At 57.1% G+C, this 22,155-nt stretch carries 22 protein-coding genes and 1 other annotated feature; of the genes, 5 read left to right on the forward strand and 17 right to left on the reverse strand.

Features of this window, described 5'->3' with window-relative positions; translation table 11 throughout:
* Nucleotides 1-77: 77 nt before the first annotated feature.
* Both gndA and wzzB read left to right on the forward strand, forming a co-directional pair.
* Complete coding sequence (gndA, locus tag BBA90_RS09640) at nucleotides 78-1,487, forward strand: NADP-dependent phosphogluconate dehydrogenase (RefSeq protein ID WP_039385340.1); 1,410 nt, start codon at nucleotides 78-80, stop codon at nucleotides 1,485-1,487.
* A gap of 68 nt (nucleotides 1,488-1,555) precedes the next feature.
* Entirely contained in the window at nucleotides 1,556-2,563 is a 1,008-nt protein-coding gene (gene wzzB, locus BBA90_RS09645; RefSeq protein ID WP_075050729.1) for an LPS O-antigen chain length determinant protein WzzB, read from the forward strand.
* A gap of 38 nt (nucleotides 2,564-2,601) precedes the next feature.
* Here wzzB and BBA90_RS09650 read toward each other — a convergent pair whose 3' ends face one another.
* The 14 genes from BBA90_RS09650 to hisL form a co-directional block, all read right to left on the reverse strand.
* Nucleotides 2,602-3,717, reverse strand: a complete 1,116-nt coding sequence (locus BBA90_RS09650; RefSeq protein WP_065648935.1) for a succinylglutamate desuccinylase/aspartoacylase family protein — start codon at nucleotides 3,715-3,717, stop codon at nucleotides 2,602-2,604.
* Nucleotides 3,718-3,828: 111 nt separating this feature from the next.
* Entirely contained in the window at nucleotides 3,829-4,626 is a 798-nt protein-coding gene (locus BBA90_RS09655) for an ABC transporter substrate-binding protein (protein WP_065648936.1), read from the reverse strand.
* 64 nt (nucleotides 4,627-4,690) lie between these two features.
* A complete protein-coding gene (locus BBA90_RS09660; protein WP_065648937.1) occupies nucleotides 4,691-5,167 on the reverse strand; it encodes a YbaK/prolyl-tRNA synthetase associated domain-containing protein in 477 nt (158 codons plus the stop codon).
* Nucleotides 5,154-5,489, reverse strand: a complete 336-nt coding sequence (locus BBA90_RS09665; protein WP_065648938.1) for a helix-turn-helix domain-containing protein — start codon at nucleotides 5,487-5,489, stop codon at nucleotides 5,154-5,156. Before BBA90_RS09665 ends, BBA90_RS09660 begins: the two co-directional genes overlap by 14 nt.
* Complete coding sequence (locus tag BBA90_RS09670) at nucleotides 5,486-6,802, reverse strand: type II toxin-antitoxin system HipA family toxin (RefSeq protein WP_065648939.1); 1,317 nt, start codon at nucleotides 6,800-6,802, stop codon at nucleotides 5,486-5,488. Before BBA90_RS09670 ends, BBA90_RS09665 begins: the two co-directional genes overlap by 4 nt.
* A 118-nt stretch (nucleotides 6,803-6,920) precedes the next feature.
* Nucleotides 6,921-7,532 carry a bifunctional phosphoribosyl-AMP cyclohydrolase/phosphoribosyl-ATP diphosphatase HisIE gene (gene hisIE, locus BBA90_RS09675; protein ID WP_065648940.1) on the reverse strand — a complete coding sequence of 204 codons (612 nt, stop codon included), beginning with the start codon at nucleotides 7,530-7,532 and terminating at the stop codon, nucleotides 6,921-6,923.
* Nucleotides 7,526-8,302 carry an imidazole glycerol phosphate synthase subunit HisF gene (gene hisF / locus BBA90_RS09680; RefSeq protein WP_065648941.1) on the reverse strand — a complete coding sequence of 259 codons (777 nt, stop codon included), beginning with the start codon at nucleotides 8,300-8,302 and terminating at the stop codon, nucleotides 7,526-7,528. Before hisF ends, hisIE begins: the two co-directional genes overlap by 7 nt.
* Complete coding sequence (gene hisA / locus BBA90_RS09685; RefSeq protein ID WP_065648942.1) at nucleotides 8,284-9,021, reverse strand: 1-(5-phosphoribosyl)-5-[(5-phosphoribosylamino)methylideneamino]imidazole-4-carboxamide isomerase; 738 nt, start codon at nucleotides 9,019-9,021, stop codon at nucleotides 8,284-8,286. Before hisA ends, hisF begins: the two co-directional genes overlap by 19 nt.
* Entirely contained in the window at nucleotides 9,021-9,611 is a 591-nt protein-coding gene (hisH, locus tag BBA90_RS09690; RefSeq protein ID WP_065648943.1) for an imidazole glycerol phosphate synthase subunit HisH, read from the reverse strand. The genes hisA and hisH overlap by 1 nt, the downstream gene beginning before the upstream one ends.
* Complete coding sequence (hisB, locus tag BBA90_RS09695; RefSeq protein ID WP_065648944.1) at nucleotides 9,611-10,678, reverse strand: bifunctional histidinol-phosphatase/imidazoleglycerol-phosphate dehydratase HisB; 1,068 nt, start codon at nucleotides 10,676-10,678, stop codon at nucleotides 9,611-9,613. Before hisB ends, hisH begins: the two co-directional genes overlap by 1 nt.
* Before the next feature lie 2 nt (nucleotides 10,679-10,680).
* Nucleotides 10,681-11,751, reverse strand: a complete 1,071-nt coding sequence (gene hisC / locus BBA90_RS09700) for a histidinol-phosphate transaminase (protein WP_065648945.1) — start codon at nucleotides 11,749-11,751, stop codon at nucleotides 10,681-10,683.
* The gene (hisD, locus tag BBA90_RS09705) at nucleotides 11,748-13,055 is read right to left on the reverse strand and encodes a histidinol dehydrogenase (RefSeq protein WP_065648946.1); all 1,308 of its coding nucleotides are present in this window, start codon (nucleotides 13,053-13,055) and stop codon (nucleotides 11,748-11,750) included. The genes hisC and hisD overlap by 4 nt, the downstream gene beginning before the upstream one ends.
* Before the next feature lie 3 nt (nucleotides 13,056-13,058).
* Nucleotides 13,059-13,958, reverse strand: coding sequence for an ATP phosphoribosyltransferase (gene hisG, locus BBA90_RS09710; RefSeq protein WP_065648947.1), 900 nt, complete (start codon nucleotides 13,956-13,958; stop codon nucleotides 13,059-13,061).
* A gap of 54 nt (nucleotides 13,959-14,012) precedes the next feature.
* Nucleotides 14,013-14,134, reverse strand: a sequence feature (His leader region).
* Nucleotides 14,110-14,157: a his operon leader peptide gene (gene hisL, locus BBA90_RS19105; protein ID WP_100396937.1), complete on the reverse strand. Its 48-nt coding sequence runs from the start codon at nucleotides 14,155-14,157 to the stop codon at nucleotides 14,110-14,112. (Overlaps the previous feature by 25 nt.)
* A 181-nt stretch (nucleotides 14,158-14,338) precedes the next feature.
* Here hisL and BBA90_RS09715 point away from each other — a divergent pair, with 181 nt between their 5' ends.
* Nucleotides 14,339-15,166, forward strand: a complete 828-nt coding sequence (locus BBA90_RS09715) for an SDR family oxidoreductase (RefSeq protein ID WP_065648948.1) — start codon at nucleotides 14,339-14,341, stop codon at nucleotides 15,164-15,166.
* 33 nt (nucleotides 15,167-15,199) lie between these two features.
* Here BBA90_RS09715 and BBA90_RS09720 read toward each other — a convergent pair whose 3' ends face one another.
* Both BBA90_RS09720 and puuD read right to left on the reverse strand, forming a co-directional pair.
* Nucleotides 15,200-16,477: an NAD(P)/FAD-dependent oxidoreductase gene (locus BBA90_RS09720; RefSeq protein ID WP_065648949.1), complete on the reverse strand. Its 1,278-nt coding sequence runs from the start codon at nucleotides 16,475-16,477 to the stop codon at nucleotides 15,200-15,202.
* 10 nt (nucleotides 16,478-16,487) lie between these two features.
* Nucleotides 16,488-17,249 (reverse strand): gamma-glutamyl-gamma-aminobutyrate hydrolase, encoded by a 762-nt coding sequence (gene puuD, locus BBA90_RS09725; protein ID WP_065648950.1) that lies wholly within the window; start codon nucleotides 17,247-17,249, stop codon nucleotides 16,488-16,490.
* Nucleotides 17,250-17,458: 209 nt separating this feature from the next.
* On the opposite strand from puuD, the gene BBA90_RS09730 reads away from it, so the two are divergent.
* Both BBA90_RS09730 and BBA90_RS09735 read left to right on the forward strand, forming a co-directional pair.
* The gene (locus tag BBA90_RS09730) at nucleotides 17,459-18,874 is read left to right on the forward strand and encodes a glutamine synthetase family protein (protein ID WP_065648951.1); all 1,416 of its coding nucleotides are present in this window, start codon (nucleotides 17,459-17,461) and stop codon (nucleotides 18,872-18,874) included.
* A gap of 370 nt (nucleotides 18,875-19,244) precedes the next feature.
* Nucleotides 19,245-20,603, forward strand: a complete 1,359-nt coding sequence (locus BBA90_RS09735) for an APC family permease (protein ID WP_039385292.1) — start codon at nucleotides 19,245-19,247, stop codon at nucleotides 20,601-20,603.
* Nucleotides 20,604-20,728: 125 nt separating this feature from the next.
* Here the strand turns inward: BBA90_RS09735 and sbcB are convergent, their stop codons facing one another.
* Nucleotides 20,729-22,150 (reverse strand): exodeoxyribonuclease I, encoded by a 1,422-nt coding sequence (sbcB, locus tag BBA90_RS09740; protein ID WP_065650447.1) that lies wholly within the window; start codon nucleotides 22,148-22,150, stop codon nucleotides 20,729-20,731.
* Between the last annotated feature and the right edge of the window lie 5 nt (nucleotides 22,151-22,155).

The raw sequence follows: 22,155 nt of genomic DNA on the forward strand, positions 1-22,155 counted from the left end.
AGATGAGTGAGTTAACATCGAAGTACTTTTGTGCTGCTAATCACATCAGCAGTAAATACATCTGACAGGAGTATGTAATGTCTAAGCAACAGATCGGCGTAGTAGGGATGGCAGTAATGGGCCGTAACCTGGCTCTTAACATTGAAAGCCGTGGTTACACCGTGTCCATCTTCAACCGCTCACGCGAAAAGACCGATGAAGTCATTGCTGAGAATCCGGGTAAAAAGCTTGCTCCGTTTTACACGGTAGAAGAGTTTGTTGAGTCACTGGAAAAACCGCGCCGTATTCTGCTGATGGTGCAGGCGGGTGAAGCGACAGACAAAACTATCGCATCGCTGACGCCGCATCTGGATAAAGGCGACATTCTGATCGATGGCGGTAACACCTTCTACAAAGACACCATCCGTCGTAATCAGGAACTCAGTGAACAGGGCTTTAACTTCATCGGTACCGGCGTCTCCGGCGGTGAAGAGGGCGCGCTGAAAGGTCCTTCTATCATGCCTGGCGGTCAGAAAGAAGCTTATGAACTCGTTGCCCCTATCTTTGATAAAATCGCTGCCCGTGCAGAAGATGGCGACGCCTGCGTGGCGTATATCGGCCCGAACGGTGCCGGTCACTATGTGAAGATGGTCCATAACGGTATCGAATATGGCGATATGCAGCTGATTGCTGAAGCCTATGCGCTGCTGAAAGGTGCGCTGGGTCTGAGCAATGAAGAGCTGGCTGAAACCTTCACCGACTGGAACAACGGCGAACTGAGCAGCTACCTGATTGACATCACGAAAGATATCTTCACCAAGAAAGATGAAGAGGGTAACTACCTGGTCGATGTGATTCTGGATGAAGCAGCGAACAAAGGCACCGGTAAATGGACCAGCCAGAGCTCGCTGGATCTGGGTGAGCCACTGTCGCTGATCACTGAATCGGTCTTTGCCCGCTACCTTTCCTCGCTGAAAACGCAGCGCGTTGCCGCCTCTAAAGTACTGAGCGGTCCGCAGGCGCAGGCAGTAAGCGGTGATAAAGCTGAATTCGTTGAGAAAGTACGTCGCGCGCTCTATCTGGGCAAAATTGTTTCCTATGCGCAGGGCTTCTCACAGCTGCGTGCGGCTTCTGAGCAGTACAGCTGGGATCTGCAGTATGGTGAAATCGCGAAGATCTTCCGCGCCGGCTGCATCATTCGTGCGCAGTTCCTGCAGAAGATTACTGATGCCTATGCTGCCGATGCCAATATCGCCAACCTGCTGTTAGCGCCATACTTTAAAGATATCGCTGACCAGTATCAGCAGGCGCTGCGCGATGTGGTGGCTTATGCAGTACAGAACGGCATCCCGACCCCGACCTTCTCCGCTGCTATCGCGTACTATGACAGCTACCGTTCAGCGGTGCTGCCTGCCAACCTGATCCAGGCGCAGCGTGACTACTTTGGTGCGCATACTTACAAGCGTACCGATAAAGAAGGCGTGTTCCACACCGAGTGGTTAGAGTAACTGTTCTTAACACCTCCCGTCCGGGAGGTGTTTTTCTATGCTGACAATGATTGGCGAGTACTGAATTTATGAATGCAAACAATAAGCCCGGACTGAATAACGATCCGGGCGTTCTGGCTTCAAATAATAATGATGAAATAGATTTGCTCGACATAATTGTCCAGCTGTGGAAAGGCAAATGGATAGTTATTGCGACGATGGTAATGACAATGTTGCTAAGCATTGTCTATTTAAGCGTGGCGAAAGAGAAATGGACGTCTGAGGCCATTGTTACGCTGCCTTCAGCGGGACAGGTTGCCAGCTATAATGCCACCCTGAGCGTGCTGTATGCGCAAAACATTCAGGAAAAGCCGTCAGTTACCGATTTGCAAAACCAGCTCTTTAGTCGTTTTAGTGCGTCAGTGAATGCGCTTGCCGGCGCGCTGGCAAATCAGGAAGAGCCCGAAACATTAAAAATCAGCCAGGTGAATAAAGGCAGTAACGATGCACTGACGGTCTCTTTTGTCGCGCAGCATGCAAAAGAGGCGCAGGCGCAGCTGAAAAAGTATCTCACAACTGTTAATAACGAAGTGGTCAGTGATTATGGCCAGGATATAAAACATAGCCTGGGCGTAAAAGCCAAAGAGCTGAAAGAAATCCTGGATGCGCATAAACAGATCGCTATTAATAAAAAACAGCATCGACTGGATGTGATTAATCAGGCGCTGAAGGTGGCTGAAGTAGCCGGCCTGACAAAATCGCAGCTGAGCCAGGCAGAGTATCTCTCTGATGACACGCTTTACCTGCTGGGCAGTGAAGCGTTACGCGCGATGGTGTCCAATGAGGCGACCAAACCGCTCGATTTTGATGATGACTATTACAGTGCCGAGCGCGCGCTGCTCTCGATTACGCACGTCACCATTCAGACCGACAATCTGCAGTCGTTCCGCTACATTGCTGAAGCAGACCTGCCGATTCGCCGTGACAGTCCGAAAAAGACCCTGACCGTACTGTTAGCCCTGATCCTGGGCGGCGTACTGGGCTCCGCCATCGTGATTGGCCGCAGTGTTGTCAGCAACTACCGCAGTCGTCACTAAAACAAAAAACCGGCCCTGTGGCCGGTTTTTTTATGCCATCACATCACCAGCAGCTCTCCGCTGCGTCCAGCTTTCTCCCCCGCCAGCCGCACCGCCAGCATCCCGGACGTGACAAACTTGGTCAGGTTTCTGGCGTAGAGTACGCCGCCAAATTCAGCAACCAGCGGCGTAATGTGATCGGTAACCGGATCAACAACCTCTGCCACCACTTCTCCTGGTTTAATCCATTCGCCCAGCTTGCGCCGGTTCAGCAGCAGACCGGAGTAGGGGGCATAAATATATTCACAGCCCGCCAGCGGCGTTGGCGGATGGCGCAGGGCCGGGGAGACGCCCGGATCGCCGCTGATATAACCGCTTTCGGTCAGCGCGTTAATAATCGCATCTGCATCTTTCTCCGCCTGTTCCGGAGAGACATCGGCGACGCCGCGCAGCTCCAGCGTCACTGGCAGCAGACCGCGCGGCATCGGGTAATCATCACCAAAGCGTTTTGCCAGCGTCAGCCAGGGTTCGCAGCACGCTTCGTCGAACGGTTCACCGCCAGAAATCTGCGCCAGCAGCTGCACCTCGCTGCCGAGCCAGCGCGCCAGCGGTTCCACCTCAGACCAGGCGTGAGGCGTCGTATAAAGGTGCGGCAGTGCATCCCAGTCGCAGTGCAGGTCAATCATCAGATCGGCCTGACTTGCCATGCGCATCAGGGTATAGCGCTGGGACTCCAGTTCGGTTCTGGCTATCTGATCGCGGTAGTAAAGGTCGATAGCATCGCGGATCAGGCGTCTGTTTTCATATTCACTCTGCGTCAGCGATCCCGCCAGGTCAGCCGCCAGCTTCTCACCCAGTGCCGGAAAGCGCCGGTTAAAATCCTGACCAGAAAGAGTATGAAAACGTCCCAGATGCGTGCCGTGCCAGTGCTGACCCAGCGCCAGCGGATTGGCTACCGGAACCAGCGTGATTTTGGCTTTCAGTTTGCCTGCGGACTCCAGCGCCAGCAGTTTCTGTTTGAGGTACCAGGCAACCGCCATGCCCGGCAGCTCATCCCCGTGCAGGGCGGCCTGAATATAAACGCGCTTTTGCGAGTCGGTGCCGAAATGAAAGCTGACAATCTCTCGCTGGGTGCCCAGCGAGGCGCTCAGTAATGGATGATGTTGTTGTTGCATAGTGCGGCCGGTGTCCTGTTTCTGAGGCTGCAGTAGCGCGCATGCCTGTTAGGGTGACTGAACAGATTATAGTTCCGTTAAAAAAACGGCGGCAAACGCGCCGCCGGATATTCAGGGCTGAACAGAAATATCTGTCGCGAAATAACGCTTCTGGATAGTGTCAAACGTGCCGTTTTTCTTCAGCTCATCAAACGCGCTGTTAAGCGCCGCTTTCAGTTCGGTGTCGCCTTTACGCAGGCCAATGGCGGTGCCGGGGCCGATAAGCGGGTCCTGTACAATCGGGCCTGCCAGCGCAAAATCACTGCCCTGCGGATGCTTCAGAAAGCCGATAGCCGCCTGTGCCGCGTCGGTAAACACCGCGTCCAGACGGCCGGAGATCAGGTCGCTTTCCACCTGGGCCTGGTCGCCATAGGGCACCACATTTACGCCGTGCGGCTGCCATTTGGCACGCGCATAGCGCTCCTGCACCGTGCCCTGTTCAACGCCCACGCTCTTGTCCTTCAGCGACTCCGCCGTCGGCAGCAGACCGGAACCTTTACGCGCCATCAGCTGCACGTGGGTGTCATACATCGGTTCGGTAAAGTCGATCTGCTTCAGACGCTCTTCGGTCACGCCCATGTCAGAAAGGATAGCGTCAAACTTGCGCGCTTTCAGCGCCGGGATCATGCCGTCAAACTGGCTTTCAACCCAGACGCATTTTGCCTGCATCTGCGCGCACAGCGCGTTACCCAGATCGATATCAAATCCCACCAGTTTTCCCTGCGGCGTTTTAGATTCAAACGGCGGATAGGTCGGATCAACGGCAAAGCGCACCTGATCAATCTTTGCCTGTGCGCCAAAAGCGCAGCCAGCCAGCAGCGCCAGCGCTACGGTATTGCGCAGACGCGCGGTAAAACGGGAATGTGCCATAAACGGGTTCTTCTGTTGTAAAAGCCGGTATTCCGAGAGTACCCCCCGCAATGGCGGATGGCAATTAGAGGATTATTTTCATCACGTTACCATTATGCAGCCGCTGGTAATCGTTAATATTCAGCACTACGGATTTCTCCAGCACTCCGGCATTAAACGCGATTTCACCATAGCGTTCAAACAACAGCGGATCGACTACCAGCCGTAAATCTTCATGAAAGCTAAACGGTGGAATCGCCCCAAATACACAGGCGGTCAGGGCATCCACTTCTGCCGGGGAGGCCAGCGAGGCACGACGTCCCCCCACCGCAGCCGCCACTTTACTCAGGTCTGCCTGCCGATCGGCCGGCAGTACCGCCAGGACATATTGTTTGATACCGTTACCTTTGACATGGCACACCAGCGCTTTCGCACCCTGGCCCACCTCTGTACCTCGCAAAGCCGCCACTGCTTCGCACTTCCCGGTCGCTGCATGCTCCAGCAGGCGATATTGAGCGCCGTGCTGGTCGAGCAGGGCGATAAGTTTTTCATGGGTGGTCATGGGATGCGCTTTGTTGAGCCAGCAGCGCAATCAGCGTTTGCCGCATATGAGATTGTTGTGGCAACAAACCCATTTCCAGCCCCAGCGGCCTGAAAGCGCGATTCAGCACATTCAGGGTCACGCTCTCTTTATCCTGTTCGATATCTGACAGGGTACGCCGGCTGATGCCAGCCAGCGTCGCATAGCGATCCTGTGAAAATCCAAGCACCTGTTTGCGGAGTTGCATAAGTAACTTGCCGTGGCTGGCTTTTTCTTCAATCGACTGACGTAATAACGCCAGTAATAACGCTTCACGTTCAAACGGCGTCATGGTTTTCTTCATAATTTCCACCCTGCGATACGCTCATCCAGAAAATTGAAGCCAACGCCGGGCATTTCGAGAATTGACACAGGCACACCGCGTTGCGCCAGGCGCGCCTTAAGACCAGTCAGCTTTTTCGCTAGTATACGTAGCACCTCCAGTAACCTTTTCTCAGAGACCAGATAGTTCAGACGTTGTGCAATCAGATGCCAGTTGTAATGACCGCCTTCTTCATACGGTGAGCCCCATTGTGTAGTACGAACCACACCTTCAGGATCGGCTTTCATGGGCGCAAAGGCGTAAACGGGGGCAAGCCACATACCGCTGGTTTTTTTCAAAATAGCACTGTTACGGCCATGATTATCGGAGTTGCCAAAGGCAATGTTCAGCATGTCGCGTTTAACCCATTCAATAACCAGTGATTCGCGTTCTGCCTCTGCCAAATTCAACTTTTCAATCAGACAGTGAATGATGTCGAAATGGTTGAGATAGCTTCCCGGCGCTTTTTGCATCAGTGAGTAGACGGATTCCAGTCCATACAGGACTTTTCTGTTTTCAACGAACGCTATATCAAATCGTGGTAGCCATAGCGATGGGTAACGTGTGCCTTCGCACAACAGCATTTGCCTGGTATCAATGGTGTCTATGCCCAGTGCCTGAAGTTCATGATAGAAGTGATACTCGGCGCGCAGAATATCGCAATCAATCGGGCTGCGAGCACCACGCGGATATTTAACGAGATAAGGGGTATCCTGATTCAAAGGATCGTCTTGCCAGGTATCTATCCACACTTCCTGTTGTGCATTCCGGCGTAACAATAATTTTGGCGCTTCCCCGCCTGCACCCGTTGCACTGCCGCTGGCCGCGCCCATCTGCTGTGCGTATTCAAGAAAATCACTGTCGCGCTCAATAGCCCATTCTGCGGAAAAACGCCGGGTTGGCAGAGTACTATTCACAGGAAGCTGTGGCAGAGACTCTTTAATACGCAGATTACCCACGGGGGCGATGGTACCCGCTTTCAATAGCACGTAATCCTGCTCACCTGCGGATTTGCACTGCAGTCCCGGTTGGCTGATCCAATAACGACGGCTGGCACCGGCCGGAATAATATCATCCAGAAACCCAAACCAGGGCTGCGCAAAATGGCTACCGATTAGCATGACAGGATAATTCAGGCTACAACTGGCAATATCATTGCGCTCCAGGTGTTCTGCTGCATAGGTAAAGTCATAAGCCAGTAATGCTTCGCTGCCACGACCAAGCTGGGGGACGTTAATATTGAGCATGGCAGCATCATGCCAGACACCGTCAAGGTAAAGTTGTAAGGTCAGCATAGCCAGCCCTTTTTGCGCAGTATATTGCTCAATATTGGCTGAATTTAATTTTTTTGAGAAGAATGCTGCTCAAAATGGTTCATTTTCATTGATTTTGAGCAGCATGTTGCACAATTGGTTACTTATGACGGGCGCGCAGGTTATTAACGATTGCGCTTAAATCCAGATCCTGATCCTGCAGCAGCACCATCAGGTGATAGAGCAGGTCGGAGGCTTCATTGGTCAGTTCATGACGATCGTTTACCGTGGCTGCCAGCGCGGTCTCCACGCCTTCTTCACCAACCTTCTGCGCAATACGCTTGGTGCCGCTGGCGTAGAGGCTGGCGGTATAGGAGCTGGCAGGATCGGCGTGTTTACGCGACGCCAGCAGCTGTTCCAGCTGGTAAAGGAACGCCCACTCCGGGGCGGCGGGTGAGAAACAGCTGGTGGTGCCAAGATGGCACGTCGGCCCGATGGGGTTTGCCAGCACCAGCAGCGTATCGTTATCGCAGTCCGGTGTCATACTCACCACCTGCAGAAAGTGGCCGGAGGATTCGCCTTTGGTCCAGAGCCGCTCTTTGGTACGCGAGAAAAACGTGACATTACCTTCCGCCAGCGTTTTTTCCAGCGCCGCCTCATTCATATAACCGTGCATCAGCACTTCGCCGGAGACGTTGTGCTGCACGATAACGGGCATCATGCCCGCGGTTTTGACCCAGTCCAGGCGGGCCAGTTGGTCTGCTGTTAACACGCGCGAATCTCCACACCGTTGTCGATCAGAAAGTTTTTCAGCTCCCTGATATTAATAATCTGCTTGTGAAACACTGACGCCGCCAGCGCGCCATCAACGTTTGCCTGCGTAAACGCGTCGAGAAAGTGCGGCATGGTGCCGGCTCCGCCGGATGCGATCAGTGGCACCCTGCACACGTCGCGTACTTTCTGCAGCTGAACCAGGTCATAGCCGTTGCGTACACCATCCTGATTCATCATATTCAGTACAATTTCGCCCGCGCCCAGCTTCTGTACTTCTTTGACCCAGTCAAGGGTTTCCCACTGCGTCACCTGAGTACGCGCTTCATCACCGGTGTACTGATTAACGTGATATTTACCGCTCGCTTCATCAAACCAGGTATCAATCCCCACCACGATGCACTGCACGCCAAAACGGTCGGCGAGACGGGTGATCAGCGTCGGATCCGCCAGTGCCGGGGAGTTCACAGAGATTTTGTCGGCACCAAACTGCAGAATGCGCGCGGCATCCTCCTCACTCCTGATGCCGCCCGCGACGCAGAACGGAATGTCGATCACTTCTGCTACGCGTGAGACCCAGCTTTTATCGACCACGCGGCCATCCGATGAGGCGGTGATGTCATAAAACACCAGCTCGTCGGCCCCTTCCTGCGCGTAGCGCTGCGCCAGCGGCACAATGTCGCCGATGATTTCGTGATTGCGGAACTGCACGCCTTTTACAACCTGTCCGTCACGCACGTCCAGACAGGGAATTATCCGTTTTGCCAGCATGAAATCGCCTCCGCTACCGTGAATTTGTCTTCCAGCAGGGCGCGACCGACGATCACACCCTGCGCACCGCTGCCGCGCAGCGCGGCGATATCTGCCAGTGAGCCAATGCCACCGGAACTTTGAAAGGCGATGTCCGGGAAAGCGTCTGACACTTCTTTATACAGCGCCACGTTTGAGCCGCTCAGCGTGCCGTCGCGCGAAATGTCAGTGCAGAGCACGTGCTTCAGGCCCACGGACTGATACCCGCTAATCACCTCTTCCAGCGTAACGCCCGCCGCTTCCTGCCAGCCGCTGATCGCCACCTCTTTACGGTTAGCCGCGTCTATACGCACATCCAGCGCCAGCACAATGGCGTCCGCACCAAATTCGGTAAACCACGCTTTCACCGCTTCCGGCTGTTTGACTGCCGTAGAGCCAACCACCACACGCGTGGCTCCGGCGGCAAGCAGGGCCGCCACATCATTACGGTGACGAATGCCGCCGCCAACCTGCACCGGCACGCTGACGCCGCGCAGCAGCGTGGTCAGCAGAGGGATCTGGCGTTTAGCCGGATCTTTCGCACCGGTTAAATCCACCAGGTGCAGCACACCGGCACCCTGGCGTTCATACTCCTGCAGGCGCGGCAGCGGATCGCTGCCGTAGTCGCGCTGCTGGCCGTAGTCGCCCTGATGCAGGCGCACCACCTTGCCATCAATCAAATCTAACGCGGGGATAATCATTACATCTCCAGAAAGTTTTTCAGCAGCTGCGCGCCCGCTTTGCCGGAGCGCTCGGGGTGAAACTGCACGCCAAAGAAGTTATCTTTCTGCAGCGCGGCGGTAAAAGGCAGGCCGTAGTCGCACTGCGCGATAGTCGCGGCGTTAACCGGCATCGCGTAGCTGTGAACAAAGTAGAAGTAGCTGCCATCCGGAATATCGCGGAACAGATGATGTCCCGCTTTTGCAGTGATCTGATTCCAGCCCATGTGCGGCAGCGGCAGATCCTGCGTATCCATCAGCGCCACCGGCTCATCAACAATGCCCAGCGTAGTGATGCCGCCGTTCTCATCGCTGCCGCGCCCCAGCAGCTGCATACCGAGACAGATCCCCAGCACCGGCTGCGTACAGGCCTTGATCAGCTCAATCAGCTCGCGCTCTGCCAGCTGGTTCATCGCCGCCTGCGCGGTGCCAACGCCCGGCAGCAGCAGCTTATCGGCGCGCAGTACCACATCCGGATCGCGGCTGACCGTGGGCGTATAGCCAAGACGCTCAATCGCCCATTTTACCGAAGAGAGATTGGCGCAGCCGGTGTCGAGAATGACCACGTTCATCACAGCACTCCTTTTGAGCTCGGCAGGGTATTACCTTCCACGCGGATCGCCTGGCGCAGCGTGCGGCCAAACGCTTTGAACAAACTTTCCACGCGATGGTGATCGTTACGGCCTTTGGTTTTCAGGTGCAGCGTGCTCATCATGGCGTAGGAGAGCGAGCGGAAGAAGTGCTCGACCATCTCTGTACTGAGATCGCCCACGCGCTGATAGCTGAACTCCGCTTTGTATTCGAGATGCGGCCGGCCGGAGATATCCAGCGCACAGCGCGCCAGACACTCATCCATTGGCAGCACAAAGCCGAAGCGGCCAATACCGCGCTTGTCGCCCAGCGCCCTGAGCAGCGCTTCACCCAGCGCCAGGCCGGTATCTTCTACCGTGTGGTGATCGTCGATATAGAGATCGCCTTTCACATCGATGTTCATGCGAAAGCCGCCGTGTACCGCGATCTGATCCAGCATGTGATCAAAAAAGCCGACGCCGGTGTTAATTTTGCTGCCGCCTTCGCGGTCGAGCCACACTTCCACTTTGATCTGGGTCTCTTTGGTGTTGCGGTTCACCAGCGCATAGCGGTCGCGCTGAGTCAGGCGCGCCTGAATGGATGCCCAGCTCTCACCTTCAGCGCCGTAGCGCAGGCCCTGAATACCCATGTTTTCCGCCAGCTGCAGATCGGTCTGACGATCGCCAATCACATAGCTGCTGGCTTTATCCAGCGCGCCTTCTGCCAGCCACGCTTCTACCAGCCGGGTTTTGGGTTTGCGGCAGTCGCAGTTATCGGCGGGCAGGTGAGGGCAGATCAGCACGTCGCTGAAGTTAATTCCCTGCGAGGTGAAGATCTGCATCATCAGCGTATGCGGCGCGTCAAAATCGGCCTGCGGGAAGCTTTCGGTGCCGAGGCCATCCTGATTGGTGATCATCACCAGCTGGTAACCCGCTTCCTGCAGCGCCAGCAGGGCAGGGATAACATCTTTCTCCAGCGCCAGTTTATCCAGGCGATCTACCTGAAAGTCGGACGGTGGCTCGGCAATTAACGTGCCGTCACGGTCAATAAAAAGGATCTTCTGGCTCATGCTTACTCCACGGAAAGGGCTTGCAGCGCGGCGATGAGACGCTCGCACTCGGTTCGGGTACCAATTGAGATGCGCAGGCATCCGGCAAGACCGGGATTTTTGTTCTGGTCACGCAGAATAATGCCCTGATCCCACAGCGATTTAAACACGGCTGGCGAGTCGGTGAAGCGCGCAAGAATATAGTTAGTCTCGCTCGGAAACACCTGCTCCACCACGCTCAGCTGCGGTAGCTGTTCGCACAGCCATGCGCGGTTCGCATTGAGTTCGGCAACGTGCTGACGCATCAGCGTGATACCCGCCTCGCTCAGCGCCTGTGCTGCAACGTCAGCGACCGGCGTGGCCAGCGGATAAGGCGCGATCACCTTCATCAGCAGGTCGATCACCGGCTTGTTCGCCAGGGTGAAACCGCAGCGCAGACCCGCCAGCGCAAACGCTTTTGACAGGGTGCGGAGGATCACCAGATGCGGAAATTCCTGCAGCCATGCCGCAAGCGTTGCGGCCGGGCAGAACTCAATATATGCCTCATCTGCTACCACCAGCGCTTTACCGGCGGTCATGGCCAGCAGCGCCCGGATATCATCCTGATTGATCAGGTTGCCGGTCGGATTGTTCGGGCTGCAGAGATAAACCACTTTTACACCGTCGAGCTTGCCGGCAATCGCCGGCAGGTTAAGCTGCCAGTTGTCCAGCGCCGGAACGGTACGGTACTCAATGCCGATGGTTTCCGCGCTGACGCTGTACATACCATACGTTGGCGGGCAGAACAGAATGGCATCTTTACCCGGTTCGCAGAACGCACGCATCAGTAGCTCAATGCCTTCATCAGCGCCGCGGCTGACCAGAACCTGCTCCGGCGTTAACCCGGCGTAGGCGGCATAACGCTCAATCACCACGCGCGGCTGGCACTCCGGATAGCGATTCAGCGTCTGCTGCGACAGCTCAAACGGCACCGGCAGCGGAAATTCGTTAGCGTTCAGCCAGACATCACCGTTGCCACCCAGGCGACGCGCTGACTGGTAAGGCGTCAGGGCGCGGACGTTAGCGCGCGCTAACGCTTCAATTTCAGTGCTCATGCTTGCTCCTTCAGGGCGGCAACGCGCAGGGTAACGGCGTTTTTGTGTGCATCAAGCTGCTCGGCGGCGGCCAGAGTTTCAATGGTAGCGGCCAGGTTCATGAAGCCCTGCGGCGTCAGCTCCTGCACCGTCATACGCTTCTGAAAATCTGCCAGTCCGAGGCTGGAGCTGGTGGCGGTATAACCATAGGTTGGCAGCACGTGGTTAGTGCCCGAAGCGTAGTCCCCGGCGGATTCCGGTGACCAGTCGCCGAGAAACACCGAGCCGGCACTGGTGATGGCATCGACCAGATCGCGCGGCTGGCGCGTCTGAATGATCAGGTGCTCCGGTCCATACTGATTTGAGATCGCCACACACTGTGCCAGATCCCGGGCCACAATCAGGCGACTGCTCGCCAGCGCCTGACGTGCGGTTGCGGCGCGCGGCAGTGCAGCCAGCTGCGTCTCAACGGCCTGCGCCACCTCGCCAGCCAGCGCCTGCGATGGCGTCAGCAGAATAACCTGGGAGTCAGGACCGTGCTCCGCCTGCGACAGCAGATCGGAGGCGACAAACGCGGGCGTTGCCCCGTCATCAGCAATAACCAGCACTTCAGAGGGGCCGGCAGGCATATCAATAGCCGCGCCGTCGAGCCGCTGGCTGACCTGCCGCTTCGCCTCCGTCACCCAGGCGTTGCCCGGGCCAAAGATTTTATCCACTTTCGGCACTGTTTCTGTGCCGAAAGCCAGCGCAGCAATCGCCTGCGCGCCGCCGACCTGAAATACCTCCTGAACGCCGCACAGCTGCGCGGCATACAGAATTTCATCGGCAATCGGTGGCGGGGAGCAGAGCACCACGCGGCCGCAGCCGGCGATGCGCGCCGGCGTTGCCAGCATTAGCACGGTGGAAAAGAGAGGCGCTGAACCGCCCGGAATATAGAGGCCCACCGACTGCACCGGCCGTGTGATCTGCTGACAGCGCACGCCGGGCTGCGTTTCGACATCCACCGCGGCCAGAATCTGGGCGTTGTGGAAGGTCTCAATATTGCGCACGGCCACCGCCATCGCCTGTTTAAGCTCGTCGCTCAGGCGCGCACCGGCGGCCTGCATCTCTGCCGCAGAGACGCGCAGATTGCTGACCTGCGCTTTATCAAACTGCGCGCTGAAATCCCGCAGTGCCGCGTCGCCGCGCGATTTCACTTCTGCCAGCACGTTCTGCACGGTGGCGCTGACGGTGGCAGAAGCGGCGATTGCCGGGCGCTGCAGCAAGGCCTGCTGCTGTTCAGCGTCACACTGCTGCCAGCTGATTGGGGTCATCAGGGTGCTCATCGGTTACTCCAGCATTTTTTCAATTGGCAGCACCAGAATTGAGCTGGCACCCAGCGCTTTCAGTTTTTCCATGGTTTCCCAGAACAGCGTCTCGCTGCTGACCATGTGCATCGCCACGCGGCTCACTTCGCCCGCCAGCGGCAGCACGGTCGGGCGCTCGGCACCTGGCAGCAGAGCGATCACCTCTTCCAGACGCTCGCTCGGCGCGTGCAGCATGATATATTTCGATTCACGCGCTTTGATGACGCCCTGAATGCGCGTCATCATTGTGTCAACCAGCGCCTGCTTTGCGGCTGGCAGCTCACCGTCGCGCTGGATCAGTACCGCTTTGGAGCGATAAATCACCTCCACTTCGCGCAGGCCGTTGGCCTCAAGCGTGGCGCCGGTAGAGACCAGATCGCAGATCGCATCGGCCAGGCCCGCACGCGGCGCGACCTCTACAGAGCCGTTCAGCAGGCAGGATTTAAACGCGATGTCCTGTTTATCGAGATACTGCTTCAGCAGGTGCGGATAAGAGGTCGCGATGCGGGCGTTGCTGAGACACTGCGGACCGGTGTATTCGGCATCAACCGGCATTGCCAGCGACAGGCGGCAGCCGCCGAAATCCAGGCGACGCAGCGTGAAGTAGCGCGGGTCTTCGCCCTGTGAACGGCGGGTCAGCAGCTCCTCTTCCAGCACGTTCTCACCGACAATGCCGAGATCGACCACGCCATCCATAACCAGGCCGGGAATATCGTCATCGCGCACGCGCAGGATATCGATAGGCATGTTCTCCGCAAACGCAATCAGACGCTGCTGCTGAAGGTTGATTTTGATGCCGCAGCGCGCCAGCAGTTCGCGTGATTCATCACTCAAACGGCCAGATTTCTGCATAGCTATGCGTAAACGGGTGTTATCTAACATGGTTCCTGTCCTCTTATTTGATCCTGTCTGAACGTGTTGCGTTTGCGTTCGCCCATAAAAAAACCCCCGGAAGATGATCTTCCGGGGGCTCTCTTTGCGCTCGCACCACTGGAAGATCCTGAACGTCTCCCAGCACACATCGCCTGAAAGACTAGTCAGGGTGATGGTGGTGATGATGGTTGAACTGAACGCGTGTCATAATAAATTCCGTTGCTGAATGAGTATTCATTTGCGTGCTGATTAACCTAGCGAAGATGGCGCGGCTTGGCAACCCTTTTTTAACGTCAGTTTACGGAACCTTCCGCAACACTTTGCGCTGGTTTGCCGGGCAGCCCCGCTCTAAGATGAGAGAACAATGGCGCGCAACAGCAGGAGCAAAGATGAAACGAGTCGCGATTACGGGTCTGGGCTGGCTGGGTATGCCGCTGGCAATGGCGCTGACGGCGCGGGGCTGGGACGTCACCGGCACGAAAACCACGCCGGATGGCGTTGAAGCCGCGCGGCGCTGCGGCATTGAGGCGTTTCAGCTGAAACTGACGCCGGAAATTGAGTGTGATGCAGATGAACTTGAGGCGCTGATGCAGGTGGATGCGCTGGTGGTCACGCTGCCTGCCAGTCGCACCGTGCAGGGTGCTGATGCCTATATGCAGGCGGTGCAAAACGTAGTGGACACGGCGCTGGCAAGCCGGGTGCCACGCATTATATTCACCAGCTCCACCTCGGTGTATGGCGCAGGCGAGGGGGTCATGAAAGAGCAGAGTGCGCTGCAGCCGGAGACGGTCGCCGGCAAAACGCTGGTTGAGCTGGAGAACTGGCTGCACGGCCTGCCAGGCACCAGCGTGGATATTCTGCGGCTCGCCGGCCTGGTAGGACCAGACCGCCATCCTGGCCGCTTTCTTGCCGGAAAAACCGGGCTGGAACACGGCAGCCACGGCGTCAACCTGGTGCATCTGGACGATGTGGTGGAAGCGATTATGCTGCTGCTGCAGCGGCCGAAAGGAGGGCATACCTACAACCTCTGCGCGCCGCATCATCCGTCGCGGGATACGTTTTATCCTGACGTCACAAAGAAGCTGGGGCTGGTGCCGCCCACGTTCAGTGCGCAGCCTGACCGGCCAACCGGGAAGCTGATCGATGGCACAAAAATTTGTGATGAGCTCGGCTTTGAGTATCGTTATCCCGATCCGGCGCGCATGCCGCTGGCCTAAACGCAGCGGGAGAGACGCATCTCCCGCTGCGGATCAGACGCCCAGCCGATCGCGTAACGCATACCATACGGCACCCATCGCCGTCAGCGGGACTTTAAACCGGCGTCCGCCCGGGAATGGCAGGTGCGGAAGCCGGGCAAAAGCGTCAAACCGCTCCGCCTGACCACGCAGCACTTCGGCAATCAGCTTGCCGGCGAGATGCGTGCAGGTAACGCCGTGGCCGCTGTCGCCCTGCATAAAATAGGCGTTGCGCTCCAGCTGACCAAACTGCGGCATACGCGACAGCGTCAGCAGGAAATTACCGCTCCAGCGGTGGCTGATTTTGATAGTGCGCAGCTGGGGAAACGTGCGCTGCAGCTTGGGCAGGATCAGGGCATCGATATCAGCCGGTTCGCGCGCGCCATACACCACGCCCCCGCCATACAGCAGGCGGTTATCCGCAGTAAGACGGAAGTAATCGAGCAGATAGTTACAATCCTCCACGCAGTAGTTGTTAGGCAGCAGCCCCAGCGCCTGGTCACGGCTGAGCGGTTCGGTGGTCACAATCTGTGAGCCGCACGGCATGCTTTTACGGCTCAGGCGCGGCTCCAGCTGCGCCGGCAGATAGGCGTTACCGGCAAAAATGACAAAGGTGGCGTGCACCTCTCCGTGCGCGGTGGTAATGCGATGCGGTGTACCGTAGTGTACGCCGAGGGCAGCAGAGTGTTCATAGATGCGCCCGCCGTGGCGGCGGATCGCCTCCGCTTCTCCCAGCGCCAGATTCAGCGGGTGCAGATGTGCGCCGCGCTTATCCAGCAGGCCACCGACATAGCGATCGGTAGCGATCTCCCGCCGGATACCGCGCTCATCCAGCAGCTCCAGGCTCTGATTACCGTAGCGCGCCCAGCTCGCCTGCTGACGCCGCAGGTGGCCCATCTGCCGCTGATTCAGGGCGGCAAAAATACCGCCCGGCCGGTAGTCGCAGCTGATCGCATAGCGATCGATACGGTCGCGGATAATATCGGCACCCTCAAACATCATGCTGCCCAGCATCGCTGCGGTCGCTTTACCGTAGCGCTGCTCTATTACATCCACGTCGCGGCTGTAGGAATTCACCACCTGACCGCCGTTGCGTCCGCTGGCGCCAAAGCCGATGGTGGCCGCCTCCAGCACAACCACGTCGTAGCCCGCTTCGGTCAGAAACAGCGCCGAGGAGAGGCCGGTAAAGCCGCCGCCGATAATACAGACGTCGCACTGAATGCTCTCCTGCAGCGCAGGCCAGGGGGCGTGCGGGTTGGCGCTGGCTGCGTAATAGCTCTCCACATGATGCATCACATCCTCCTCAGGGTCGTGACCGGTGATAATTGCTGGCGGCCTGAATAAATGCAGCAAACAGCTGACGTGAAACCGGGTTCTGCTCAGACTGCCACTCCGGATGCCACTGCACCGCCAGCGCAAAAGGATGATGACGCAGGCTCACCGCCTCAATTACGCCATCTGCGGCGCGCGCCTCTATGCGCAGCTGCGGTCCCGGCGTGCGTACGCCCTGCGCATGCAGTGAGTTAACGGTAAAGGGGGCATGGCAGTCAGGCAGCTGACTCAGCAACCCGCCCGGTTCCGGCGTGACCAGATGCGCCGCCGCGTACTGCTGCGACAGCGGCCGGGCAGGATCTTCACGGTGATCCTGAAATCCTTTAACCTGATGCAGCTGACGATGCAGGGCACCGCCGTTGGCGACCACCAGCTCCTGCAGGCCGCGGCAGATACCAAACAGCGGCATCTGCCGGCTGGTCGCCCAGGTAATGGCAGCAAAAGCCAGGCGGTCGCGGGCCGGGTCGCTGTGCGCTTCACTGCCCGCTTCGCCATAGTGCCAGGGTTCAATGTTGCTGGGGCTGCCAGGCAGCAGCAGGCCGTCCAGCAGCGCCATGCTTTGCGCCAGCAACTCTGGTGCGTCCAGCAGCTGATGCGGCAGCGGCAGCGGAACACCGCCCGCCGCGACCACCGCATCCGGATATTTATTGTGCAGCGTCTGAGCGGGGTGGGGGCCAGTCATATTCTGGCACATCACTATCCCGATCAGCGGTTTTACAGAATCTGTCATCATCCGGTTACCACGCTGAGAGTACGATCGCTCTGCCGGCAGGGTCAGGCAGGCGCGTAAGCGAGCCTGTTATTCTCAATCTAATCTGCCCGCGCCGAACTGCAAACCAGATTGTTACATTTGCACACTATTTGTGTTGGCGCTATGTTAGAGCTGTAGTTCGGAATTAAAGCATCGCGCAAACCTCATTAACGGTAACTGGCGGGTGGTATATGACGAATATCGTGGAAGTAGAAGACTTCACGCGGCACAGTGAAGAGAAGCGAACAAGCGCGTTCCAGCTGGAGGTGAAAACCTGGCTGGAACGCCATCCTGAAACGCAGTATGTCGATATCCTGTTAAATGATTTAAATGGTGTTTTTCGCGGTAAACGGATCCCTGTCGCCGCGCTCCCCAGGCTTGAAAAAGGGTGTTACTTTCCCGCCTCTGTTTTTGCCATGGACATTCTCGGCAACACCGTTGAAGAAGCCGGTCTCGGCCAGGCGCTTGGCGAACCCGATAACCTCTGCATTCCTGTTCCCGGCACGCTTATTCCTTCTGCTTCCGATCCGCAACGCATTGCTCAGCTGCTGCTGACGATGTGCAACCAAGATGGCACTCCCTTTGACGTTGAACCCCGAAACGTGCTGAACCGGCTGTGGCAGCAGCTGCGTAATCGCGGACTGTTTCCGGCGGTAGCGGTAGAGCTGGAGTTCTATCTGGTTGATAAGCAACGTGATGCCGGCGGATTTATTCAGCCGCCGTGCTCGCCAGGCAGCGCAGAGCGCAACATGCACTGTCAGGTTTATTCAGTAGATAACCTCGATCATTTTGCTGACGTGCTGCGTGATATCGATGCGCTGGCGCAGCGGCAGGGGATCCCGGCCGATGGGGCACTGGCAGAAGCCTCGCCGGGGCAGTTTGAGATCAATCTGCATCACACGCAGGATATTCTCAAAGCGTGTGATGACGCGGTTCTGCTGAAGCGGCTGGTGCGACAGGTGGCGGAAAATCACGGTATGACCGCCACGTTTATGGCGAAGCCGTATGAGGAGTATGCCGGCAGCGGCATGCACGTACACATCAGCATGCTCGACGCGGCAGACCATAACGCATTCTCTCTGGATGATGGCAGCAACTCGCCGCTGCTGAAGCGCGCGCTGGCAGGTATGATTGATCTGATGCCGGCGTCAATGGCGCTGCTGGCGCCCAACGTTAATGCTTACCGGCGCTTCTCGCCAGAGTCGTTTGTGCCGCTGCAGGCGTCGTGGGGACATAACAATCGCACCGTGGCGCTGCGTATACCGTGCGGTGACAAAGAGAACCATCGCGTGGAGTATCGCGTGGCGGGTGCAGATGCCAATCCCTACCTGGTCGTGTCAACAATTCTTGCCGGGATTTTGCACGGTCTGGATAATCAGCTACCTTTACCTCATGCGGTGACCGGAAACGGACATGCTGCAGAAGGGCTGGCACTGCCGGTTCGCCAGAGCGACGCCCTTTATGAATTTGAAAGCAGCTACCCGCTGCAGAAGCTGCTGGGAGAGCGTTTCAGCCGCGTATGGCACAGCTGTAAGCAGTGTGAGCTGCGGGAATTTGAACGCCTGATCACCGCTACAGAGATTGACTGGATGCTAAAGAACGCCTGACGAGCAGAAGAATTGCGTTAACGTCTTGTGTCGATGGTATAAGTTGGGGCAAAATATGCCCCCTGCAAAAGACAGAACATAGCCGACGCATTGAGCGTCGGTTATTTTTTTGCATAATGTTTTTAATACATACATAACCGAGGCCGGACGCGTATCCGGATAGATAGACACCGAAACACGCTTCTGCGTGAGATTTGAGGAACAAAGATGGGACTGTTTACAATTGCACCAGCACTGGCTGGTTCTCGCTTTCGTGATGATTACGGCGCGGCGACAATCGCAAACACTAATATCACTTCTCACTGCAGCACATTGCGCAGTATCCCTGTGGTACAACTGACATCAGTTGCTGCTGTAGGGGGTCTGAACAATGGCGCTTAATACCTCTGCCGCACCTCAGCGTGCACATCTGAAAAAAACTCTGACCCTGCTTCCGGTCGTCATGATGGGCCTGGCGTATATGCAGCCAATGACCCTGTTTGATACCTTCGGCATTGTGTCAGGTTTAACCGACGGCCACGTCGCCACTGCCTATGCTTTCGCCCTGATTGCGATTCTGTTTACGGCTGTGAGTTACGGTAAGCTGGTACGCCGCTTCCCATCTGCGGGCTCCGCTTATACCTACGCTCAGAAAGCCATCAGTCCGCACGTCGGCTTTATGGTGGGCTGGTCATCGCTGCTGGACTATCTGTTCATGCCGATGATCAACATCCTGCTGGCAAAAAGCTACTTTGAGTCGCTGGTGCCGGGTATTCCGTCGTGGATTTTCGTTGTGCTGCTGGTGGCCTTTATGACCATCTCCAACCTGCGTGGTATCAAAACCGTGGCTAACTTTAACAGCGTCATTGTGGTGCTGCAGGTTGTGGTCATGGCCGTGATTACCGGTATGGTGGTTTACGGTGTGGCGCACGGTATTGGCTCCGGTACGCTGGTAAGCACGAAACCGTTCTGGTCTGAGCATGCTCAGGTGGTGCCGATGATCACCGGTGCGACGATTCTCTGCTTCTCGTTCCTCGGCTTTGACGGCATCAGCTCGCTGTCGGAAGAGACCAAAGATGCTGAACGCACGATCCCGCGCGCGATTTTCCTGACGGCGCTGATTGGTGGCGTGATCTTTATCGCGGTCTCCTACTTCCTGCAGCTCTACTTCCCGGATATCTCGCGTTTCCAGAATCCGGACTCGTCACAGCCTGAAATCATGCTGTTTGTGGCCGGTAAAGCGCTGCAGATCGGGATCCTGATCTTCTCTGTGGTGACCGTGCTGGCGTCAGGTATGGCGGCACACGCAGGCGTTTCACGTCTGATGTACGTAATGGGCCGCGATGGCGTGTTCCCGCAGCGCATCTTTGGCTTCGTGCATCCAAAATATCGCACGCCGTCACTGAACGTACTGCTGGTGGGCGCGGTGGCACTGCTGGCTATCAACTTTGATCTGGTGACCGCTACGGCGCTGATCAACTTTGGTGCGCTGGTCGCATTTACCTTTGTTAACCTCTCCGTGATCGCACAGTTCTGGATCCGCGAGAAGCGTAACAAGACGCTGAAAGACCACCTGAACTATCTGGTGCTGCCTGTAATGGGCGCGCTGACGGTGGGTGCGCTATGGATCAACCTCGAAGAGACCTCCATGGTGCTGGGTCTGGTATGGGGCGCAATTGGTATTATCTACCTGGCGTTCGTCACCCGTACCTTCCGTAATCCGGTCCCGCAGTTCAGCGAAGAAGTGTAATGCCCGTGACCGGAGGCGCTGCGCCTCCGGTCTGCTTTCTGCAAGAGTTATCCCCGCTACACACCCGTTACCTTCGCCTGGTATATTTGCACTAACCTGGTTTCACTTCTGACACCTGTTTCACTTCAGGAAACCAGCGCCTGGGCGTAGTGATAGAGCGCCTTCAGCTGCGCCATCTTTTCCGCATCCTCTTCATGCAGGCTCGCCAGGGATTCCAGCTCCAGCAAAAATGCCTGCACCCGTTCGGCATTCAACGCTTCGCGGCGATGCTGCAGCCAGCGCTGCAGCTCGCGATCGTCGAGCGTGCCGGGAAAGTTACGCGCCCGGTAGCGAAACAGCAACGGATTAACGCGCGGGTCGTTGAACGTAAGATCCAGCGCCGGCAGATTCTGCGGCGCCGTCTGACGGAGAATCGTCATGCCGGCGCGATCGGCATCGCTGAAGAAGCCGTCATACAGCTGCGCATCGACATCCGCTGACGGCGTAAAGGGTTCCGCTTCAGCAAACAGCGTCACCACTTTCTCACGCACGGCGACATGCTGGCGCAGCAGGGCGAGGTTCGCCAGACAGTACTGGCGATCGATCCCGAGTCGCTCCGCATCTTCCGGGCGCAGCGTGCTGGCCGGAGCCAGCACCGGACACTTATTAATGTGTACCAGCTTAATGGGCACCGGTGCGGCATCGCCCAGCTCGCTCTGCCGCGTATAGAGACGCTCGCGCAGCGCGTCCGGCTCCAGCTCCAGCAGCGGGGTCATATCGCCGGCCAGGTCAGCCACAATCAGCGCATTTTTGTTATCAGGATGCCACGCCAGCGGCACAATCCAGCTGGTATTGCCCCGCGCAGCGCCAAACATACCGGAGACGTGAACCAGCGGCTTCATCTGCGGAATATCAATCAGGGTCATCAGCTTTTGCTTATTGCGGTGCGCGAAGAGAAACGCATACAGCTTTGGCTGCTTCTCTTTGACCAGTTTTGCCATCGCCAGCGTAGCCCACACGTCAGACATCGCATCGTGCGCCTGTTCGTGCGCCACGCCGTTGGCTTTCGTGAGATGCTCCAGCTTAAAACTGGGAAAGCCTTCCTCATTTTCAGGCCAGACAATCCCTTCCGGCCGCAGCGCATAGCAGGCGCGCATCACATCCAGCAGATCCCAGCGCGAATTGCCGTTCTGCCAGCTCCAGCCGTAGGGATCAAAAAAGTTGCGGTAGAAAATATTGCGCGTGACTTCGTCGTCAAAGCGCACGTTGTTATAGCCGATCACGCAGGTATTGGGCTGGGTAAACAGTGAGTGGATACGTGCGGCAAATTCCGCTTCCGTGACGCCGCGCGTGCGCGCAACCTGCGGCGTAATGCCGGTGATCATCACCGCTTCCGGCTGTGGCAGATAGTCATCTGCGGGCTGACAGTAAAACACCTGCGGTTCACCCACCGGGTTAAAGTCGGCATCGGTGCGCAGGCCGGCAAACTGGGCCGGACGATCCAGCGACGGGCTCTTACCGAAGGTTTCATAGTCATGGAACAGAAAGGTGAACTCAGAGGCGGGCACGGCGT

Origin of the sequence: Pantoea eucrina, from assembly GCF_001691555.1 — a bacterium.
Lineage (GTDB): Bacteria > Pseudomonadota > Gammaproteobacteria > Enterobacterales > Enterobacteriaceae > Pantoea > Pantoea borealis.

What these genes read in the sequence shown, in the direction of transcription:
- gndA (WP_039385340.1), top strand. Translation starts at nt 78, where the DNA reads ATGTCTAAGCAACAGATCGGCGTAGTAGGGATGGCAGTAATGGGCCGT.
- wzzB (WP_075050729.1), top strand. Translation starts at nt 1,556, where the DNA reads ATGAATGCAAACAATAAGCCCGGACTGAATAACGATCCGGGCGTTCTG.
- BBA90_RS09650 (WP_065648935.1), bottom strand. Translation starts at nt 3,717, where the DNA reads ATGCAACAACAACATCATCCATTACTGAGCGCCTCGCTGGGCACCCAG.
- BBA90_RS09655 (WP_065648936.1), bottom strand. Translation starts at nt 4,626, where the DNA reads ATGGCACATTCCCGTTTTACCGCGCGTCTGCGCAATACCGTAGCGCTG.
- BBA90_RS09660 (WP_065648937.1), bottom strand. Translation starts at nt 5,167, where the DNA reads ATGACCACCCATGAAAAACTTATCGCCCTGCTCGACCAGCACGGCGCT.
- BBA90_RS09665 (WP_065648938.1), bottom strand. Translation starts at nt 5,489, where the DNA reads ATGAAGAAAACCATGACGCCGTTTGAACGTGAAGCGTTATTACTGGCG.
- BBA90_RS09670 (WP_065648939.1), bottom strand. Translation starts at nt 6,802, where the DNA reads ATGCTGACCTTACAACTTTACCTTGACGGTGTCTGGCATGATGCTGCC.
- hisF (WP_065648941.1), bottom strand. Translation starts at nt 8,302, where the DNA reads ATGCTGGCAAAACGGATAATTCCCTGTCTGGACGTGCGTGACGGACAG.
- hisA (WP_065648942.1), bottom strand. Translation starts at nt 9,021, where the DNA reads ATGATTATCCCCGCGTTAGATTTGATTGATGGCAAGGTGGTGCGCCTG.
- hisH (WP_065648943.1), bottom strand. Translation starts at nt 9,611, where the DNA reads ATGAACGTGGTCATTCTCGACACCGGCTGCGCCAATCTCTCTTCGGTA.
- hisB (WP_065648944.1), bottom strand. Translation starts at nt 10,678, where the DNA reads ATGAGCCAGAAGATCCTTTTTATTGACCGTGACGGCACGTTAATTGCC.
- hisC (WP_065648945.1), bottom strand. Translation starts at nt 11,751, where the DNA reads ATGAGCACTGAAATTGAAGCGTTAGCGCGCGCTAACGTCCGCGCCCTG.
- hisD (WP_065648946.1), bottom strand. Translation starts at nt 13,055, where the DNA reads ATGAGCACCCTGATGACCCCAATCAGCTGGCAGCAGTGTGACGCTGAA.
- hisG (WP_065648947.1), bottom strand. Translation starts at nt 13,958, where the DNA reads ATGTTAGATAACACCCGTTTACGCATAGCTATGCAGAAATCTGGCCGT.
- BBA90_RS09715 (WP_065648948.1), top strand. Translation starts at nt 14,339, where the DNA reads ATGAAACGAGTCGCGATTACGGGTCTGGGCTGGCTGGGTATGCCGCTG.
- BBA90_RS09720 (WP_065648949.1), bottom strand. Translation starts at nt 16,477, where the DNA reads ATGCATCATGTGGAGAGCTATTACGCAGCCAGCGCCAACCCGCACGCC.
- puuD (WP_065648950.1), bottom strand. Translation starts at nt 17,249, where the DNA reads ATGATGACAGATTCTGTAAAACCGCTGATCGGGATAGTGATGTGCCAG.
- BBA90_RS09730 (WP_065648951.1), top strand. Translation starts at nt 17,459, where the DNA reads ATGACGAATATCGTGGAAGTAGAAGACTTCACGCGGCACAGTGAAGAG.
- BBA90_RS09735 (WP_039385292.1), top strand. Translation starts at nt 19,245, where the DNA reads ATGGCGCTTAATACCTCTGCCGCACCTCAGCGTGCACATCTGAAAAAA.